The following is an 18,295-nucleotide window of genomic DNA, read 5'->3' on the forward strand; positions in this document are numbered from 1 at the left end:
GAGAATAGTGCCGGGGCCCAGGGCGGCGGAGAAGCCCGGTGTCTACGGTTCCGTAACAGCGCGCACCGCAGGGCCGCCACGCGCCGGCCGGGCACCGCACCCGGCGGACGCCTCCCCACCCCCGACAAGATGTCGTTAAAACCCCGCGTCCGCAGACAGGACGCCCATGCCGGGCGCGCCGCACCGCCGCCTACGCTCGCCGTATGACCCCTCAGCCCTCTCAGCCGCCCCAGCCGAACCCCTCAGCCGGTGCCGCCGTCAAGGCCGCCGACCGCGCGCACGTGTTCCACTCCTGGTCCGCGCAGGACCTGATCGACCCGCCGGCGGTGGCCGGCGCCGAAGGGTCGTACTTCTGGGACTACGACGGCCGGCGCTATCTGGACTTCGCCAGCGGGCTCGTCTTCACGAACATCGGCTACCAGCACCCCAAGGTGGTCGCGGCGATCCAGGAGCAGGCCGCCACCATGGCCACGTTCGCGCCCGCGTTCGCGCTCGAGGCGCGGTCGGAGGCGGCGCGGCTGATCGCCGAGCGCACGCCGGGCGACCTGGACAAGATCTTCTTCACCAACGGCGGCGCCGACGCCGTCGAGCACGCGGTGCGGATGGCCCGGCTGCACACCGGGCGGCCCAAGGTGCTCTCCGCGTACCGCTCGTACCACGGCGGCACGCAGCAGGCCGTGAACATCACCGGCGACCCGCGCCGCTGGGCCTCCGACAGCGGCTCGGCCGGGGTCGTGCACTTCTGGGCGCCGTACCTCTACCGCTCGCGCTTCTACGCGGAGACCGAGGAGCAGGAGTGCGCGCGGGCGCTGGAGCACCTGGAGACGACGATCGCCTTCGAGGGACCGTCGACCGTCGCCGCGATCATCCTGGAGACGATCCCGGGCACGGCGGGGATCATGGTGCCGCCGCCGGGCTATCTCGCCGGGGTGCGCGAACTGTGCGACAAGTACGGGATCGTGTTCGTGCTGGACGAGGTGATGGCCGGGTTCGGCCGGACCGGCGAGTGGTTCGCCGCAGACCTGTCCGGCGTGGTGCCGGACCTGATGACGTTCGCCAAGGGCGTGAACTCCGGGTACGTGCCGCTCGGCGGTGTGGCGATCTCGGGCGCGATCGCCGAGACCTTCGGCAAGCGCGCCTACCCGGGCGGGCTGACCTACTCCGGGCACCCGCTGGCGTGCGCCGCCGCGGTGGCGACGATCAACGTGATGGCGGAGGAGGGCGTCGTGGAGAACGCCGCCCGGCTCGGCGCCGAGGTGGTGGAGCCGGGGCTGCGGGCACTGGCCGAGCGGCACCCGAGCGTCGGCGAGGTGCGCGGCGTCGGCATGTTCTGGGCGCTGGAGCTGGTGAGGAACCGCGAGACCCGCGAGCCGCTGGTCCCCTACAACGCGGCCGGCGAGGCGAACGCGCCGATGGCGGCCTTCGCCGCCGCCGCGAAGGCGCACGGCCTGTGGCCCTTCGTGAACATGAACCGCACCCATGTCGTCCCGCCGTGCAACGCCACCGAGGCCGAGCTGAAGGAGGGCCTGGCGGCGCTGGACGCGGCACTGTCGGTGGCCGACGAGCACACGGTGTGACACGGCGGTCGCACAGAAAGCCGAACGCGTAAGGTGGCGTGCTCGTAGAGACAGATGTACGAGCACGCCATCCGCACGCGTAAGGGAGACGCTCCGACCATGCCCGGCATCAGCGGCCCAGGCGCCGTGACGCGCAGCACCCTACGCCAGCAGATCGCGGACGCGCTGCGGGACGAGGTGCTGGCCGGGCGGCTCCAGCCGGGGCAGGAGTTCACGGTCAAGGAGATAGCCGAGCAGTACGGGGTCTCCGCGACGCCGGTGCGCGAGGCGCTGGTCGACCTGTCCGCGCAGGGGCTGCTGGAGGCCGACCAGCACCGCGGCTTCCGGGTGCACGAGTACTCGCCGGCCGACTTCGTGGAGATGATCGAGGCGCGCGGGCTGGTCGTGGACGGCATGTTCCGCAGCCTGGTCGAGCGGTTCGAGGACACCGCGGCGGAAGGCCCCTACACGGCCGAGGCCCCGACGGCCGCCGCCCCCGGGACCACCGCCGGCCCCGGGACCTCCGAGGCCCCGACCCCGGCCGCGCCGGGGGTCGCCCCGGCCCCCTCCACCCCCGCGCTCCCCCGCACCGTCCCGCCCCGCCTGCGGCCCCCGCTGGACCCTCGGACGGCGGCGAAGCTCGTGGGGGTGCGGCGGCGCGGCGAGGAGGCGCAGCGCGCGGCCGGCGCGGGCGACCTGACCGTGCTGATCGGCTACGACCTGAGGTTCTGGCGGGAGTTGAGCGCCCTGTTCGGCAACGCGTACCTCGCCGACTTCCTGCACCGGCTGCGGGTGCGGTGCTGGGTGTGCGCGGTGCAGCAGCTGCGCCGCCTGGACGATCTGCGCGGACTCCTGTGGTCCGGGCACACCGAACTGGTGGACGCCCTGGCGCGGGGCGACATACCGGCGGCGCGCGCGCTCGTCGCCGCCCACCACGCGCACTCGCTGTCCCTGGTCGGCCGATCGGCCGGCGCGTGAGCGGCACCGCCGCCGGAGCGGCCACCGCCGACGGGACCGCGCCCGGTGACGGGACCGTCGGCCTGTCGGTCGTCATCCCCGCCTACAACGAGGAGGACCGCCTGGGTCCCTCCCTCGACGCCGTCACCGCCTATCTGCGCGCACACGAGGACCGCTTCGGCGCCTGGGAGGTCGTCGTCGCCGACGACGGCTCCACCGACGGCACCGCCGCCCTCGTCACCGCCCGCCGGGACCCGCGCATCCGGCTGGTCACCGCGGACCGCAACCGCGGCAAGGGCCACGCGCTGCGGCAGGGCGTGACCGCCAGCCGGGGCCGGCGCGTGCTGCTGACCGACGCCGATCTCGCCGCCCCCATCGAGGAACTGGAGCGGCTGGAGGAGGCGATCGGCGAGCGGGGCGCCGCCGCGATCGGCTCCCGCTCGGTGCCCGGCGCGGCGATAGGGCACCACCAGCACCGGGCGCGCGAACTGCTCGGCCAGGCCGGGAACCTGCTGATCCGCCGGATCGCGGTGCCCGGGATACGCGACACCCAGTGCGGTTTCAAGCTGTTCGACGGCGAGCGCGCCCGCGCGGCCTTCGCCGCCGCCCGGCTCAACGGCTGGGGCATCGACGTGGAGGTGCTGCGCCACTTCCACCGGGCCGGCTGGCCGGTCGCCGAGGTGCCGGTGCGCTGGTCGCACCAGCCCGGCTCCAAGGTCGGCCCCCTCGCCTACGGCCGGGTCCTGGCCGAACTCGTCCTGCTGCGCGCGCGTTCCGTCCGGGGCGCCGACGTGCTCGCCACGGCCCTGTTCCTGCTGCTGTCGGTGCTCCTGTACTCGGGCCGCCTGTTCGACCCGGCGCACCGCTATCTGCCCGACTCGATGCAGGACCAGAACCAGTGGGAGTGGTTCTTCGCCGTCACCGCCGACAACGTCACCCATCTGCGCAACCCCTTCTTCACCGACCTCCAGAACTTCCCCGACGGTGTGAACCTGATGGCCAACACGGCCATGCTGGGCCTGTCCGTGCCGTTCGTCCCGCTCACACTGGCGTTCGGGCCCGCCGTCTCGCTGAGCGTGTGCATGGCGGTGGGGCTGGCCGCGACGGCCGCCGCCTGGTACTGGCTGATCGTCCGGCGGGTGACGGCGCACCGGGGCGCGGCCGTCGTCGGCGCGGCGCTGGCCGCGTTCGCCCCGCCGATGGTCAGCCACGCCAACGCGCACCCGAACTTCGTCGTCCTGTTCATGATCCCGCTGATCGTCGACCGGGCGCTCCGGCTGTGCACGGGCGCCCGGGTGCGGCGGGACGGGGTCGTGCTCGGGCTGATGACGGCGTACCAGGTCTTCCTGGGCGAGGAGCCGCTGCTGCTGGCCGCGCTCGGGATGACGCTGTTCGCCGCCGCGTACGGGGCGGCGCGCCCGGACGTGGCGCGGACGGCCTGGCGGCCGCTGCTGACGGGGCTGCTGTACGCCGTCGCGGTCTGCCTGCCGTTCGTCGCCTACCCGCTGGCCTGGCAGTTCACGGGCCCGCAGAGCTACGGCAGCGTCCTGCACGGCGACAACGCCGGCAACAGCCCGCTGGCGCTGGTCTCCTTCGCCGAGCGCTCCCTGATGTGGGGCGACGAGCGGCGCGCGAACGCGCTCGCCGCGAACCCCACCGAGCAGAACGCCTTCTACGGCTGGCCGCTGGTCCTCGTCGCCTTCGCGATCACCGTACGGCTGTGGCGGCGGCCCCTGGTCAAGGCGCTGGCGGTGACGGCGGTCGGAGCGGCGCTGCTGTCGCTGGGGCCGAAGGTCCGGCTCCCCATGACGGACACGGTCTACCCGGGGCCGTGGGCGCTGTTCGCCCACCTGCCGCTGTTCGAGTCGGTCATCGAGAGCCGGGTGGCGATGATCTGTGCGCCCGCGCTCGGCATGCTCCTCGCGCTCGCCCTCACCCGGCTGTCGGCCAGGACCCGGATCGGCCCGCTGTACGGCGGGCTGCTCGCGGTGAGCCTCGCCCTGCTGCCGCTGGTCCCGGCCCCGCTGAAGGCGGTCGACCGGGCGCCGGTTCCGGCGTTCCTCACCGAGGGCCTGTGGAAGCCGTACGTCCACGACGGCGAGTCGCTGGTGCCCGTGCCGCTGCCCGACCCGGGCGCGGCGGAGGCGCTGCACTGGCAGACGGCGGCCCACCTCGGCTTCAAGCTGCCCGGCGGCTACTTCAACGGCCCCTACGGGCCCGACCGTGTCGGCATCTACGGCGCCGTCCCCCGGTGGACCTCCACCATGCTGCGGGACGTGCGCTACTCCGGGGTCGTCCCGCCGATCGACGCGGACCGGCGGCGCCAGGCGCGGGAGGACTTCGCGTACTGGCACGCGGGCGCCCTGGTGCTGGCCCCGCAGCCCCATGACGACCGGCTGCGCCAGGTCGTCACCCAGCTGGTGGGGCACGAGGGGAAGTGGACCGGCGGGGTGTGGGTATGGGACCTGCACGAGGGGCGCTGAGGGAACCGGCACCGACTACGCTCTACACTCCCCCGGCGACCGCTCCGGACCGCTGCCGAACCCGCGCGAACCCGCGACCCGACTGCACCCACTCCGCTATGCGAGGAGCCCTCCTTGGCCTGTGACCTGTGGCTGGTACCGCTCGTCGACGTGTTGTGCCACACGCCTGACAACCCGTTCGCCGAGGAACTGGCGCAGTACAACAAGGTGCTGGCGGAGAACGGGCTGCCGCCGGTGCCGGTGTACCAGTACATGCCGGGCCTGTCCGGGGACGTCGCGCCGGTGGCCGGCTTCGACTACGACGCGCTGCACTTCCTGCGCCGCGCCCACCTCCTCCAGCTGTGCGGTCTCCCCCTCGCCCCGGTGGACGAACTGGGCGGCGACTACGAGCAGTTGCTGGAGATGTTCGAGTCGACGGCGCAGCAGTCGCATCTGGTGTGGCACTACGACCACGCGGGCGCCTACGTCCCGCTGGACTTCCCGCACCCCCTGTCCAACGAGGAACTCCTCGCGGGCGGAGGCCCGTTGGGCTCCTCGCAGGGGCTGCTGCGGGAGCTGGAGCAGGTCGCCCCGGCGCTCGGCATCGACCCGGCCAACCCGCCCGCTCCCCCGGCCCCGCCGACGGCCCCCACGGAACTGGAGCAGCCGGCCGCCCCGGCCCCCTACGACCCGAGCCCCTTCGCCCGCGAACGCCACGTCTGGCTCGGCCTGCACGCGGCGGCGACGCGGAGCCTGGCGCAGGGCTCGATGATCGTCTTCAGCTGACGGCGCTCCGGCCGTCCCGCGCCGGGGCGCGCACGCGCGCGTGCGGCAGGCGCCCGGCCCGGGCACGGGCGTACAGCAGGGCGCCCGCCACGGGGGTCCGTGCCGGGCGCCCTGTCGGCGCGCGCCCTACGGGTGCGCGGGCCGGGTCAGATGAACGAGTTGATCTCGATCGTCTCGTCGCGGCCCGGGCCGACGCCGATCGCGGAGATCGGGGCGCCGGACATCTCCTCCAGGGCCTTGACGTAGCCCTGGGCGTTCTTCGGGAGGTCGGCGAAGGTCTTGGCCTTCGTGATGTCCTCCTGCCAGCCCGGGAGGTACTCGTAGACCGGCTTGGCGTGGTGGAAGTCGGTCTGCGAGTAGGGCAGCTCCTCCACCCGGCGGCCGTCGATCTCGTAGGCGACGCAGACCGGGATCTGCTCCCAGCCGGTGAGGACGTCCAGCTTGGTGAGGAAGAAGTCCGTCAGGCCGTTCACGCGGGTGGCGTAGCGGGCGATCACCGCGTCGAACCAGCCGCAGCGGCGGTCGCGGCCGGTGGTCACGCCCCGCTCCCCGCCGATCCGGCGCAGCGCCTCGCCGTCCTCGTCCAGCAGCTCGGTCGGGAACGGGCCCGAGCCGACGCGGGTCGTGTACGCCTTGAGGATGCCGATGACCCGGCTGATCTTCGTCGGCCCCACGCCCGCGCCGGTGCAGGCGCCGCCCGCGGTCGGGTTGGACGAGGTCACGAACGGATACGTGCCGTGGTCGATGTCCAGCAGCGTGCCCTGGCCGCCCTCGAAGAGGACCACCTTGTCCTCGTCCAGCGCCTGGTTGAGGATCAGCACGGTGTCGGCGACGTACGGCTTGATCTGCTCGGCGTAGCCCAGCAGCTCCTCGACCACCTGGCCGGCGGCGATCGCGCGGCGGTTGTAGAGCTTGGTGAGGATCTGGTTCTTGGCGTCGAGCGCCGCCTCGACCTTCTGGGTCAGGATCGACTCGTCGTACAGGTCCTGGACCCGGATGCCGACGCGGTTGATCTTGTCCGCGTAGGTCGGGCCGATGCCGCGACCGGTGGTGCCGATCTTCCGCTTGCCGAGGAAGCGTTCCGTCACCTTGTCGACCGTGACGTTGTACGGCGTGATGATGTGAGCGTTTCCGCTGATCAGGAGCTTCGACGTGTCGACGCCGCGCTCGTTCAGACCGCTCAGCTCGGAGAGCAGGACCGACGGGTCCACGACGACGCCGTTGCCGATGACGGGCGTACATCCGGGAGACAGGATTCCGGAAGGGAGGAGGTGCAGTGCATACTTCTGGTCGCCGACGACGACCGTGTGGCCGGCGTTGTTGCCGCCCTGATAACGCACTACATAGTCCACTGAGCCGCCGAGCAGGTCGGTGGCCTTTCCCTTGCCTTCGTCACCCCACTGAGCACCGAGCAGCACAAGTGCGGGCACGCGCGTACACCCCTTCCGGGCGGGGCATGTCCAAGGTCAGGGGCGTACGCGGGTTCACCGCCGCGTGCACCGCGCGACCGTCGTCGGCCGCACAACCGTCGGACCGGATGCCCCGGAATAGACGAAGCCCCTGGCGCAATAGCGCAAGGGGCTCTTGCACAAAGATGCTACCCGAGGAAGCGAGGCAGGACCGAGGTGGCGACATATCCGACGTCCGGACAGCTGCTGGTGGTCATCGACCCGGTCGCCCGGCGGACGGACGGGGAGTCCGTGCGGATCGCGAAAGACGTGCTCGGCGCGGGCGCGGCGGTGAAGGTGTGCCTGCCCGAGGACCCGGAGGAGTTCGCCCGCGCGCTGGCCCGGCGCGGGTCGCGGCGGCCGGTGGTGATCGGGGACGACCGGGCGCTGCTGCGGGCGGTGACCGTGCTGCACCGGCGCCGTGAACTGGCCGGCTGCGCGCTGTCCGCGGTGCCGGTCGGCGGCGCGGTCTCCCTGGCCCGTTCGCTGGGCGTGCCCGACAGTCCGGTGGCGGCCGCCCGGGCGGTCCTGGACGGCGCGGAGCGCCGCCTCGACCTGCTCGTGGACGACAGCGACGGGGTGGTGCTGGGGGCGCTGCGGATTCCGCCGCTGGTCGCGCGGGACGTGGCGGCGGGGGCGACGGCGGTCGGCCAGGGTCCTGGACCGGGTACGGGTCCGGGACGCGACTGGCTGCGGACCTGCCAGTCGCTCGTCCGGACCCTGGTGGCCCGCCCGGCCCGGCCGGCCGCCGACGCCGGGCCGGCCGCGCCCGCGCGGCTGCGGGTGGAGGTGGACGGGGTGACGGTGGTGGACCTGGACCAGCCGGTGGAGGCGGTCTCGGTCGCGCCGGGCGACTCGGGCCGGGCCGAGGTGGAGGTACGGCCCCTGTCGGGCCCCGGCGCGGAGGCCTCCCCGCTGCTGGCCCGGGGCCGCACGGTCACCGTCTCCGGCGCGGACTTCCACTACCGCGCCGACGCGACGGTCTCCGGCCCGGTCCGCACCCGCACCTGGCGTGTCCGCGAGGCGGCCTGGGGGCTGGTGGTACCGGTGGACGGGGCGGGAGGCGCGGCGGGGAAGGCGGCGGGCTGACGACGCCGCCCCGGGGCACGCGACGGGGCGGCGCGACGGTCGGCGCGGGCCCTGTACGGCGACGGGGCGGGGCACCCGGCAGCTCGGTCGGCGTAGCGCTTCAGTTCGGTGGTGTCGAGTCCGACGTCCAACGGTTCCGGCAGTGACAGCCTGCCGCCGAAGGTCTTCCTGACGACGCTCGCGTAGACGACGGTGTTGTGGTCGCCGTCCGGCACCTGCTTGACCCCGATCCGCCCGTCGATGAACTCGAACCTGACGGCGTCGTCGGTGTCCTTGGCCGCGAACGCGGCGATCCTCTCGAACTCCTCGACCGACATCTGGGCCGCGTGCGACGTGCGCTCCGCCATGACCGTCATGGTGCCTCCTCCCGTAGGCGCGCACCAGCTTGCCGGGTGAGGTGGCGGACAGGGGGCCGATCGCGTACTGCTCAGCCGATCAGGTGATCATCGGACCGTCACCGCCAGCCCCTCCAGCCCCCGGATCACGAAGTTCGGCTTCCGTTCCGGCTCGGCGGCCAGGGCGAGGGCCGGTGCGCGGTCGAGCAGGGCCGTCATCGAGGCGGCGAGTTCGATGCGGGCCAGCGGGGCGCCGATGCAGTAGTGGATGCCCGCGCTGAAGGAGATGTGCGGGTTGTCGCGGCGCGCGAGGTCCAGCCGGTCGGGGGCGGCGAAGACCTCCGGGTCGTGGTTGGCGGAGCCGAACAGCATGGCGATCTCCGCGCCCCTCGGGATCGTGGTGCCGTCGATCTCGACGTCGTCCAGCACCCAGCGCTCGAAGAGCTGGAGCGGGGTGTCGTAGCGCATCAGCTCCTCGACGGCCGTCGGGACAAGCGCGAGGTCGGCGCGCAGGGCGGCCAGCTGGTCCGGGTTGCGGAACAGCGCCCACCAGCCGTTGACGGTGGCGTTCACGGTGGCCTCGTGGCCGGCGTTCAGCAGCAGCACCGCCGTGGAGATCATCTCCTGTTCGGTGAGCCGGTCGCCCTCGTCGTGCGCCGCGATCAAACCGGAGATCAGGTCCTCGCCGGGCTTCTCGCGGCGGGCCGCGATCAGTTCGCGCAGATACTCGGAGAACTCCACCGAGGCCCGTACCGCCCGCGCCGCCGTCTCCCCGGACGGGTTCAGCTCGTACATCCCGCAGATCGCCGCCGACCAGGGGCGCAGCAGCGGCCGGTCCGCCTCGGGGATGCCCAGCATCTCGGCGATCACCGCCACCGGCAGCGGTTCGGCGACGTCCGCGAGCAGATCGCCGCCGCCCGCCTCGACGAGGGCGCCCACCAATCGGCCGGCCAGCTCGTGCACGTACGGCTTCAGCCGCTCCACCGTGCGCGGGGTGAACGCCTTGGACACCAGGCGCCGGATACGGGTGTGGTCCGGCGGCTCCAGGTCGAGCATCCCGTGGTCGTTGAGGACGTGGAACGGCTCGTGCGCGGGCGGCGGCGGGGTGCGGCCGAACTCCTCGTGCGTGAACCGGTGCCGATAGGTCCGCCCCAGCCGCCGGTCGCGCAGCAGCGCGGCCACGTCCGCGTGGCGCGGGACCAGCCACTGGTCGGTGGGCTCGTAGCGGAGCACCCGGCCACGGGCGCGCAGCTCGGCGTAGGCGGGGTAGGGATCGGCGACGAACGCCGGGTCCCAAGGGTCGAACGCGAGGGCGGGAGCAGCGGCCATGACCGGACGCTAGCCCGCCTTCCCGCCCCCTGGCCAGGGGGCGCCCTCCCGACCGGGAGGGCGCCCGCCCCCGGGTGGCCGCGACACCGCTCAGCCCGGGGTGACCAGTCGTGCCTCGTAGGCGAAGACCGCCGCCTGGGTGCGGTCGCGCAGGCCCAGCTTGACCAGGATGCGGCTCACATGGGTCTTGATGGTGGACTCGGCGACCACCAGCCGTTCCGCGATCTCCCCGTTCGACAGGCCCTGCGCGATCAGCACCAGCACCTCCGTCTCCCGTTCCGTGAGGTCCCCGTACGCGGCCTGCGCGGCGGCCGGCGGCCGGGCGGGGCCGGACAGCCTGGCGAACTCGGTGATCAGCCGGCGGGTGACCGAGGGGGCGAGCAGTGCCTCACCGGAGGCCACCACCCGCACCCCGTCGGCGAGCTGGCGCGCCGAGGCGTCCTTCAGCAGGAAGCCCGACGCGCCCGCCCGCAGCGCCTGGTACACGTACTCGTCCAGGTCGAACGTGGTCAGCACCAGCACCTTCGCCGTACCGTCCGCGGCGACGATCTCCCGGGTCGCCTCGATGCCGTTCAGCTCGGGCATGCGGATGTCCATCAGCACCACGTCCGGACCGAGTTCGCGTACCCGCCGCACCGCCTCGCGGCCGTTGACGGCCTCGCCGACGACCTCGATGCCGGGCATCGCGTTCAGCAGCACCGAGAAGCCCTCGCGGACCATCATCTGGTCGTCCGCGATCAGGACGCGGATCGGGCCGGCCGTCACGCGGCGCCCCCGTCGCCGTCCGCGGTCCCGGTCTCCCCCCCGCCGACCGGGGCGGCGGGCAGGAACACCGTCACCTCGTAGCCGCCCTCGTCCGTCGGCCCCGCGGTCATCTCGCCGTCCAGCATCGTCACCCGCTCCCGCATCCCGGTGATGCCGTGCCCCGCGCCCGGCGAGGGCTTGACCAGGGACGGCGCGGGCGGCGGCCCGTTGACGACGCGCAGCCCGAGGCCGCCGAGGACGTAGCCGATCTCCACCCGGGCCTCGGCGCCGGGCGCGTGCCGCAGCACGTTGCTCAGCGCCTCCTGGACGATCCGGTACGCCGACAGCTCGACGCCCTGCGGGAGTTCGCGCACCGCGCCGGTCACCGCCTTGGCCACCTGAAGGCCCGCCTCCCGCACGTTCGCCAGCAGCGTGTCCAGGTCGGCGAGGGTGGGCTGCGGGGCGTCGGGCGCCGCGTCGTCCTCCGCGCGGACCACGCCGAGGACGCGGCGCAGCTCGGTGAGGGCGGCCACCGCGTTCTCGCGGATCGTGGCGAACGCCTTCTCCAGCTCCGGCGGCGGGTCCTGGACCCGGTACGGGGCCGCCTCGGCCTGGATCGCGACCACGGACATGTGGTGGGCCACCACGTCGTGCAGCTCGCGGGCGATCGTGGTGCGCTCCTCCAGCAGCGTGCGGCGGGAGCGCTCGTGCTCGGTCGCCGTCTGCTGCGCGGTCACCGTCTGCTCGGCCTCCCGGCGGATGTGCCAGACGCTGACGGCCAGCAGCACCAGCGCGGACACCGTCAGCATGGCGCCGGAGTCGTTGACGTAGGACGTGCCGACGGACTCGGTGGTGAAGGCGTAGAGCGCGGTGACGACCCACATCCAGGCCGCGGTGCGCGGCCGGGTGCGGACGGCCACCACGGTGAGCACCGTCAGATACGCCACGAAGCCCTCGGGCTGCCAGGGCCAATCGTCGTACTCGTACGTGTCGGTGAACAGCGCGGTCCCCGCCGCCGCGAGCAGGGCCAGCCAGAACGCCGCGACCGGGCGGACCAGCGTGAGCAGCACCGGCACCAGCAGCACCAGGCCGTACACCGGGGCCGTGGCCCCGCTCTCGGCGGCGGACCAGGCGGCGAGCAGGGTCAGCAGGCCGATGCCCGCCACCAGGGCGTGCGGCGTCCAGGTCGCGTACTCCCGCAGCCGGCCGGGCAGCCGCCCGATCAGCGGGCCGCCCGGGTCGCGGCGCGGCAGCGGCCGGTAGGCGAAGGCGTCCCGGAACAGGTCCTGGCGCAGCCCGCGCAGGGCCTGCGCCGCCGCCCGGAACTCGGGGCTGCGCGGCTTGTAGGGGGCGAACGCGTCGTCCGGCAGCGGCGGTGTCTGCGTCTGGGTCCGGGCACGGACCCGGGTCGTCTCGGTCACGGTGAAACGGTAGGCGGCGGCCGGGCCCGCGGTCGTCCCCAGTGAGGCGGGTTCCGCGGGGTCCGTCTCAGGTACTACGGGGCGCGCGGTACGCGGCGGTCCCGGTACCCGGTGGGCCGGACGCCGGTCGCGACCGGGCACACCGCGCCGTGCGGGAGCCGGCGCAGCCGGCCGGACGGGGGCAGCGGTTCGGCCCGTGCCGTCCACAGGTCCTCGCGCAGCGCGCGGCCCCCGCCGGCCGGCGTCGCCCTTCCCGTCCCCCGCCCGCCGTCGGCTCCCTCGCCCGACAGGCCCGTACGGCCCGCACGTCACGGCCCCGGCGGCCCGCGCGCGTCCGCCGGGGAGTTCGCGGGCCCCGTAGTCCTCGGATATCACGGGTGGTGCGGGTAACCACGGGGATTCACGGGCCCGGCCGCCGCTCACCAGGCGAGCTGGGCGATCTCCTCGGCGACCACCGCGCAGGCGTCGGCCGCCGGGTCGATCAGCGGGAAGTGGCCGACGTCCTCCAGCAGGGTCAGCCCCACCGGTTCGCCCGCGCGGGCCGCCGCGTCCGCGTACGCCTCGGCCACCGCCTGCGGTACGACCACGTCCGCCCGGCCCTGCACCACGGTCGTCGCGATGCCGGTGGGCAGCAGCAGGGCCGGGTCGGCGTGCGGCCGCCGTTCGGCGACGTACTGGTCACCGCCGAGCAGTTGGAGCGCCGCCCCGCCGCACACGCCCAGTTTCCCCGCGACCTCGAAGTCGGCGATGGGGGCGAGCGCGACCACACCGCGCAGCGGGGCCGGGCCGCCGGTGCGCCAGGGGGAGCCGGCGGGCAGGACGTGCCGGGCCGCCGCCCACAGGGCGAGGTGGCCGCCCGCGGAGTGACCGGTGAGGACGGTGCGCCGGGTGTCGGCCTGCGGGAGCGTGCGTGCGGCGAGCGCGGGCAGCGCGTCCAGCGCGGCGGCGACGTCGTCGAAGGTGTCCGGCCAGCGGCCCGCGACGGGCGGCTCCCCGGCCGGCCCCTCGGCGCCGCGCCGGTACTCGACGTTGGCCACGGCGAAGCCGCGCCGCGCGAGGAAGTCCGCGAACGGCGTGACGTGCCGCCGGTCGTACGGGGCCCGCCAGGCGCCGCCGTGCAGCACGACGACGAGCGGCGCGGAACCGGCGGGCCCGGCGTCGCCGGTTCCGCCGGGGCCGCGCGGGGCGTAGAAGTCGACGACCTGGTCGGGGTGGTCACCGTAGGCGGCGGTGCCGTCGGGCCCGACGGGCGCGTGCGAGAAGGCGGACGCCTCCTCCGCGGCGTCCCGCGCCACCGGGTCCCGTCCGGCCAGGTCACCTGCGGCGTCGCGGGGTGCGGCGGCGTCCGGCATTGCTCCAACCTCTCAGCGGTGAAACGGCGTTACGGCGAAACGGCGACGCAACGGATCCGGCGGGCGCGGGATCGCGCTCGGCGCCGGTTCGGCCGTTGGCGGGACGGTACCAGGCGCATGACGTGCACCAGCACGCACGTACGACGCCCGGGACGGGGCGTCCTGGCGCACCCGCCCGGACGCCCCGGGCCGGGACCGGGCCCGGGACCGGCCCCGGGGGGGTGGCCCCGCCGGGACCGGGGCGGCGGACCCGCCCGCTACGACCCCGTCAGCACCTCCCCCAGCACCCGCGCCGCCCGCTCCGCGTCGGCGAAGCCGACGTACAGCGGGGTGAAGCCGAAGCGGAGGATGTCCGGGTCCCGGAAGTCGCCGACCACGCCACGGGCGATCAGGCGCTCCATCACCTCACCGGCGTCCGCGCAGCGCAGCGCGACCTGGCTGCCGCGTTCCTGCGCGGCCGGGGTCACCGACTCCACGCGCCCGGCGGGGACATGGGCGGCGACGCACTCCAGGAAGAAGTCCGTCAGCGCCAGGGACTTGGCCCGCACCGCCTCGACCGACACCCCCTCCCACACGTCCAGCGCCGCCTCCAGGGCGAGCAGGGACAGGATGTCCGGGGTGCCGACCCGGCCGCGCACCGCGCCCTTCGCCGGCTCGTAGTCGGGCCGCATGCCGAACGGCTCGGCGTGCGAGTTCCAGCCCGGCAGCGGGGAGTCGAACCGCTCCTGGAGGTCGGCGCGGACGTACAGGAAGGCCGGTGAACCCGGCCCGCCGTTCAGGAACTTGTACGTGCAGCCGACCGCCAGCGCGACCCCGTGCTCGTCCAGCCCGACCGGCAGGGCCCCCGCACTGTGGCACAGGTCCCAGACGGCGTACGCCCCCGCCGCGTGCACGGCCGCCGTGAGGGACGGCAGGTCGTGCAGGCGGCCGGTGCGGTAGTCGACGTGGTTGAGCAGGACCGCGGCGGTGCGCGGGGAGAGCGCCGCGGGCACCTCGTGCGGCGCGACCGGCCGGACGGCGCAGCCCGTCATCCGGGCGGCGGAGGCGGCGATGTAGCCGTCGGTGGGGAAGGTGGAGGCGTCGACGAGGATCTCGTCCCGGCCCTCGCCACCGCCGGTCCCGCCGCTCCCTCCGGCTGTCTCCGCGCCCGCCTCGCGGGCCATCCGCACCGCCGCCACCAGCGCCTTGAAGACGTTCACGCTGGTCGAGTCGCCGACCACGATCTGCCCCGGCGCCGCCCCGACCAGCGGGGCGATCCGGTCGCCGATCCGCTCGGGCGCGGTCCACCAGCCGCTCTCGCCCCAGGAGCGGATGCGCAGTTCGCCCCACTGGCGGCGGACCACGTCCGCGACCCGGTCCGGGACGCCGGCCGGGAGCGCGCCCAGCGAGTTGCCGTCGAGGTAGACGCCGTCGTCCAGGAGGAACCGGTCGCGCAGGGGCGCGAGCGGATCGGCGGCGTCCAGCTCCGCCGCCCGGTCGGCCAAGGACGTCGGTTCCGTCGGCTCCGTCAGTTCCGTCGGCTCAGACATGGGACCTCGCCGTCCACAGCTCGGGGAACACGTACTTCTGCGCCCGCTTCTCCAGCCAGGCCACCCCGGCGGAGCCGCCGGTGCCCGCCTTGGCGCCCATCGCGCGGCGGGTGGCGACCAGGTGGTCGTTGCGCCAGCGCCACACCAGTTCGGCGACGTCCGTCAACGCCTCGCCGAGCCGGGCGAGTTCGTCGTGCTCGTCGCCGGAGTAGAGCGCCGTCCAGACGGCCTCCACCTCCGGGGAGGGCTCGTAGCGCCGCGACACGTCACGCCGCAGCACGGACTCGGGGACGGCGTGGCCGCGCCGGGCGAGCAGCCGCAGCACCTCGTCGTAGAGGCTCGGCTCGTGCAGGGCCTTCTCCAGCTCGGCGTGGACGCGGGGCGCGCCGCGGTGCGGGACGAGCATCGAGGCGGACTTGTCGCCGAGCAGGAACTCCAGGCGCCGGTACATCGCCGACTGGAAGCCCGAGCCCTCGCCGAGCGCGCCGCGGTAGCTGTTGAACTGCGCCGGGGTGAGCTGGCCGAGCGGCCGCCAGGAGGCGTTCAGCGCCTCCAGCTCCCGTACCGAACGCTTCAGCGCGGCGACGGCCGTCGGCACGTCGTCCGCGCGCAGGGCGTGGGCGGCGGTCTCCCACTCGTGCACGATGACGGTGAACCACAGTTCCATGACCTGGGTCGTCACCAGGAAGACCATCTCCCCTGGGTCGTCGGAGAGGGTCTGCTGGAGGTGGGTGAGCACGTCCGCCTTGACGTAGTCCTCGTACGGCGTCGTGCCCTCGAAGTCGAGATGCGGGGTCTCGGGCTCAGCGGCGGCCTCGTCGGGCCGGGCGGTCGGTTGAGCCTGTTGGGACATCGCTGTCTCCTGCATGTACTCCGGGTAGCGGTCCGCCCCTGCCGATGCCGGCACGGGGGCCCCGGTCCCCACCCGCATCCTGCGCAGCCCCGGCGCGGATCGCAAGGCAGTCCGCCCGTGCCGGGCTGTGATCCGTGGCCCGGGACCCGGTGGCAGACTTCTGCCATGACGACGCACAAGAACCTGCTCGGCGGCCCGGAGCCGACGTACCTCCCGGAGAACGAGGACGCCTACCGCCTGCTGGCCGAGGAGTCCCGGCCGCCGGCCGAGGTCGCGGCTCAGTACCCGACGTTCTCGCTGGCCTGGGCGATGCTCGCCGACGACGCCTTCGAGGGCGGCCGGGTCGTCGAGTCCTACGCCTACGCGCGCACCGGCTACCACCGCGGCCTCGACCAGCTCCGCCGGGCCGGCTGGAAGGGCCACGGCCCCGTCCCCTGGGACCACCGCGCCAACCGCGGCTTCCTGCGCTGCCTGTCCGCCCTCGCCCGCGCCGCCGCCGCGATCGAGGAGAAGGAGGAAGCTACCCGCTGCCGCGAGTTCCTGAAGGACAGCAGCGCGGAGGCGTACGCCGAACTGAACCCGTAGCCCTGGGCCACTCCCCGTCCAGCCCGTCCGGCACCTGAAGACCAAGGCCGTCCCCAGCCCGTCCGGTGTTCGAGGAGGGGCCGTCCAGGCCGATGCGAGGGTGCGGGGGCGGCAGCCGCCAGGAGACGGTGGGGCGGATGGGGCGCTCGCCTGCTTGAGCGAAGCCGGGAGCTTGGGGCCGGTGAGGGGGGCGGTGGGGGCGAAAACCACCCGCCCCCGCCCCTCTCACCGCCCCCGCCCCACCTCCAGCGGAGGACACGCCACCGACCCGTGCGTACGGCACTCCGGATGACGGCACCCCGCCGCCGGCCGCCGCACCGTCGCCCAGGCCACCACCGCCCCCACCACCAACACCCCCGCACACACCGGCATCGCCCGCCGGAACGCCGCATCGAACGCGGACGCCGACCGGTACGCCTCCGCCCCCATCCCCGCCAGCAACGGCAACGCGGCCACCGCGATCAACCCGGCCGCACGAGCGGCGGCATTGTTGATCCCACTGGCCAGCCCCGCCCTCGAGGCGGACACGGACGCCAGCACCGTCGCCGTCAGCGGAGCCACCAGCGTCACCATCCCCGCCCCCATCACCAACAGCGCCGGCAGCACGTCCACGACGTACCCCGCGTCCTTCCCCACCCGCAGCATCAACAGCATCGCCACCGCGCACAGCAGCGGCCCCACGGTCAGCGGCACCCGCGGCCCGATCCGGTCGGCGAGCGCACCCGAACGCGCCGAGAACAGGAGCATCAGCACCGTCGTGGGCAGCAGCGCGGTCCCCGCCCGCAGCGGCGAGTACCCCGCCACCACCTGGAGCTGGAGCGCGGTCAGGAAGAAGAAGCCGCCGAACGCCGCGTACACGCACAGGGTGACCAGGTTGACCGCGGTGAACTGGCGGGAGGCGAAAATGTCCGGCGGCAGCATCGGGTCGGGCCGCCGTTTCTCCACCCGCCAGAAGACGAAGCCCGCCACCACCCCGGCCGAACCCGCGACCACCACGGCCGGCGAACCCCCGCGCGCCTCGATGAGCGCGTACGTCACCAGCGCCAGCGCCACCGCGCCCAGCACCGCCCCCGCGACGTCGAAGCGGCCGTGCGCGCGCCCGGCCGAGGACTCGGGAACGTGGCGCAGGGCCACCGGCACGCACAGCAGCGCGAGCGGGACGTTGATCAGGAACACCCAGCGCCAGCCGGGGCCGTCCACGAGCCAGCCGCCGAGGAACGGGCCGACGGCCGCCCCGATGCCGCCGAACCCCGACCACAGGCCGACCGCCCGCGCCCGGTCGTCGGGGTGGAAGGAGGCCTGGATCAGCGCCAGCGAGCCGGGGGTGAGCAGCGCCCCGCCGACGCCCTGGAGCGCGCGGGCGAAGATCAGCACGCCGGTGCCGGGGGCGAGGCCGCACAGCAGGGAGGCCGCCGCGAACCACACCACGCCGATCACGAAGACCTTGCGGCGGCCGTAGGTGTCGCCCAGGGAACCGCCGAGCAGGATCAGCGCGGCCAGCGTCAGCATGTAGGCGTTGACGGTCCACTGGAGGGCCGCCAGATCGGTGTCCAGGTCGCGGCCGATGCGCGGCAGGGCGACGTTCACGACGGTCGAGTCCAGCAGGACCATGCTGGAGCCGAGCACGGTGGTGAACAGCAGCCACCTGCCGGCCGGGCTCGCGATCCTCACGTCGGGCGTCCGCTGTGCGGGAACGGGGGCGGGGACGGCCATGCGGCGATCCTCCCCCGCCGGTCGCCGCCGGGCATCCCGAAGCGCCCCGGCCGGCCCTCGAGGCACCCGCAGAAGCGCGACGCGACGCACCCAGCGACCGAACCCGGCGTCCCGGAAACACGACGGACCCGGCGCC

At 74.3% G+C, this 18,295-nt stretch carries 14 protein-coding genes and 1 pseudogene; 6 read left to right on the top strand and 9 right to left on the bottom strand.

The annotated features are described in order from the left end of the window. The first annotated feature begins 203 nt into the window (after positions 1 to 203). The 4 genes from AB0N63_RS02870 to AB0N63_RS02885 all read left to right on the top strand — a co-directional run bounded on the left by AB0N63_RS02870 (position 204) and on the right by AB0N63_RS02885 (position 5,761). Entirely contained in the window at positions 204 to 1,577 is a 1,374-nt protein-coding gene (locus AB0N63_RS02870) for an aspartate aminotransferase family protein (protein ID WP_365523198.1), read from the top strand. Between the two features lie 99 nt (positions 1,578 to 1,676). Then, a complete protein-coding gene (locus tag AB0N63_RS02875) occupies positions 1,677 to 2,534 on the top strand; it encodes a GntR family transcriptional regulator (protein WP_365523201.1) in 858 nt (285 codons plus the stop codon). Continuing rightward, complete coding sequence (locus AB0N63_RS02880) at positions 2,531 to 4,996, top strand: dolichyl-phosphate beta-glucosyltransferase (RefSeq protein ID WP_365523203.1); 2,466 nt, start codon at positions 2,531 to 2,533, stop codon at positions 4,994 to 4,996. Before AB0N63_RS02875 ends, AB0N63_RS02880 begins: the two co-directional genes overlap by 4 nt. 114 nt (positions 4,997 to 5,110) lie before the next feature. Further along, positions 5,111 to 5,761: a hypothetical protein gene (locus tag AB0N63_RS02885; RefSeq protein WP_019983360.1), complete on the top strand. Its 651-nt coding sequence runs from the start codon at positions 5,111 to 5,113 to the stop codon at positions 5,759 to 5,761. 146 nt (positions 5,762 to 5,907) lie between these two features. Here the strand turns inward: AB0N63_RS02885 and AB0N63_RS02890 are convergent, their stop codons facing one another. Continuing rightward, entirely contained in the window at positions 5,908 to 7,191 is a 1,284-nt protein-coding gene (locus AB0N63_RS02890; protein WP_365523206.1) for an adenylosuccinate synthase, read from the bottom strand. 195 nt (positions 7,192 to 7,386) lie between these two features. Here AB0N63_RS02890 and AB0N63_RS02895 point away from each other — a divergent pair, with 195 nt between their 5' ends. Further along, entirely contained in the window at positions 7,387 to 8,298 is a 912-nt protein-coding gene (locus AB0N63_RS02895) for a diacylglycerol kinase family protein (protein ID WP_365523209.1), read from the top strand. A gap of 164 nt (positions 8,299 to 8,462) precedes the next feature. Here the strand turns inward: AB0N63_RS02895 and AB0N63_RS02900 are convergent. The 7 genes and pseudogenes from AB0N63_RS02900 to AB0N63_RS02930 all read right to left on the bottom strand — a co-directional run. Beyond that, positions 8,463 to 8,654, bottom strand: a pseudogene (locus tag AB0N63_RS02900) (hypothetical protein); the annotation flags it as partial. An 87-nt stretch (positions 8,655 to 8,741) separates the two neighbouring features. After that, positions 8,742 to 9,962, bottom strand: coding sequence for a cytochrome P450 (locus tag AB0N63_RS02905; RefSeq protein WP_365523212.1), 1,221 nt, complete (start codon positions 9,960 to 9,962; stop codon positions 8,742 to 8,744). A 90-nt stretch (positions 9,963 to 10,052) separates the two neighbouring features. Then, the gene (locus tag AB0N63_RS02910) at positions 10,053 to 10,727 is read right to left on the bottom strand and encodes a response regulator transcription factor (protein WP_365523215.1); all 675 of its coding nucleotides are present in this window, start codon (positions 10,725 to 10,727) and stop codon (positions 10,053 to 10,055) included. After that, on the bottom strand, positions 10,724 to 12,127 hold the full coding sequence (locus AB0N63_RS02915) for a histidine kinase (protein WP_365523218.1): 1,404 nt from the start codon (positions 12,125 to 12,127) through the stop codon (positions 10,724 to 10,726). The genes AB0N63_RS02910 and AB0N63_RS02915 overlap by 4 nt, the downstream gene beginning before the upstream one ends. A gap of 419 nt (positions 12,128 to 12,546) precedes the next feature. Next, the gene (locus AB0N63_RS02920; RefSeq protein WP_365523221.1) at positions 12,547 to 13,479 is read right to left on the bottom strand and encodes an alpha/beta hydrolase; all 933 of its coding nucleotides are present in this window, start codon (positions 13,477 to 13,479) and stop codon (positions 12,547 to 12,549) included. Positions 13,480 to 13,736: 257 nt separating this feature from the next. Further along, positions 13,737 to 15,008 carry a kynureninase gene (kynU, locus tag AB0N63_RS02925; protein WP_365523224.1) on the bottom strand — a complete coding sequence of 424 codons (1,272 nt, stop codon included), beginning with the start codon at positions 15,006 to 15,008 and terminating at the stop codon, positions 13,737 to 13,739. Then, on the bottom strand, positions 15,001 to 15,861 hold the full coding sequence (locus tag AB0N63_RS02930; protein WP_365523227.1) for a tryptophan 2,3-dioxygenase family protein: 861 nt from the start codon (positions 15,859 to 15,861) through the stop codon (positions 15,001 to 15,003). The genes kynU and AB0N63_RS02930 overlap by 8 nt, the downstream gene beginning before the upstream one ends. A gap of 165 nt (positions 15,862 to 16,026) precedes the next feature. Here AB0N63_RS02930 and AB0N63_RS02935 point away from each other — a divergent pair, with 165 nt between their 5' ends. Then, a complete protein-coding gene (locus tag AB0N63_RS02935; protein ID WP_365523230.1) occupies positions 16,027 to 16,446 on the top strand; it encodes a DUF3151 domain-containing protein in 420 nt (139 codons plus the stop codon). 225 nt (positions 16,447 to 16,671) lie between these two features. On the opposite strand, the gene AB0N63_RS02940 is transcribed toward AB0N63_RS02935, so the two are convergent. Continuing rightward, positions 16,672 to 18,159, bottom strand: coding sequence for an MFS transporter (locus AB0N63_RS02940; RefSeq protein ID WP_365523233.1), 1,488 nt, complete (start codon positions 18,157 to 18,159; stop codon positions 16,672 to 16,674). Between the last annotated feature and the right edge of the window lie 136 nt (positions 18,160 to 18,295).

Origin of the sequence: Streptomyces sp. NPDC093260 (genome assembly GCF_040683715.1) — a bacterium.
Classification (GTDB): Bacteria; Actinomycetota; Actinomycetes; order Streptomycetales; family Streptomycetaceae; genus Streptomyces; species Streptomyces sennicomposti.

Bases quoted from the DNA above. Each gene is read 5' to 3' on its own strand.
- AB0N63_RS02930 (WP_365523227.1), bottom strand. From the start codon at position 15,861: ATGTCCCAACAGGCTCAACCGACCGCCCGGCCCGACGAGGCCGCCGCT.
- AB0N63_RS02905 (WP_365523212.1), bottom strand. From the start codon at position 9,962: ATGGCCGCTGCTCCCGCCCTCGCGTTCGACCCTTGGGACCCGGCGTTC.
- AB0N63_RS02940 (WP_365523233.1), bottom strand. From the start codon at position 18,159: ATGGCCGTCCCCGCCCCCGTTCCCGCACAGCGGACGCCCGACGTGAGG.
- kynU (WP_365523224.1), bottom strand. From the start codon at position 15,008: ATGTCTGAGCCGACGGAACTGACGGAGCCGACGGAACCGACGTCCTTG.
- AB0N63_RS02935 (WP_365523230.1), top strand. From the start codon at position 16,027: ATGACGACGCACAAGAACCTGCTCGGCGGCCCGGAGCCGACGTACCTC.
- AB0N63_RS02920 (WP_365523221.1), bottom strand. From the start codon at position 13,479: ATGCCGGACGCCGCCGCACCCCGCGACGCCGCAGGTGACCTGGCCGGA.
- AB0N63_RS02870 (WP_365523198.1), top strand. From the start codon at position 204: ATGACCCCTCAGCCCTCTCAGCCGCCCCAGCCGAACCCCTCAGCCGGT.
- AB0N63_RS02875 (WP_365523201.1), top strand. From the start codon at position 1,677: ATGCCCGGCATCAGCGGCCCAGGCGCCGTGACGCGCAGCACCCTACGC.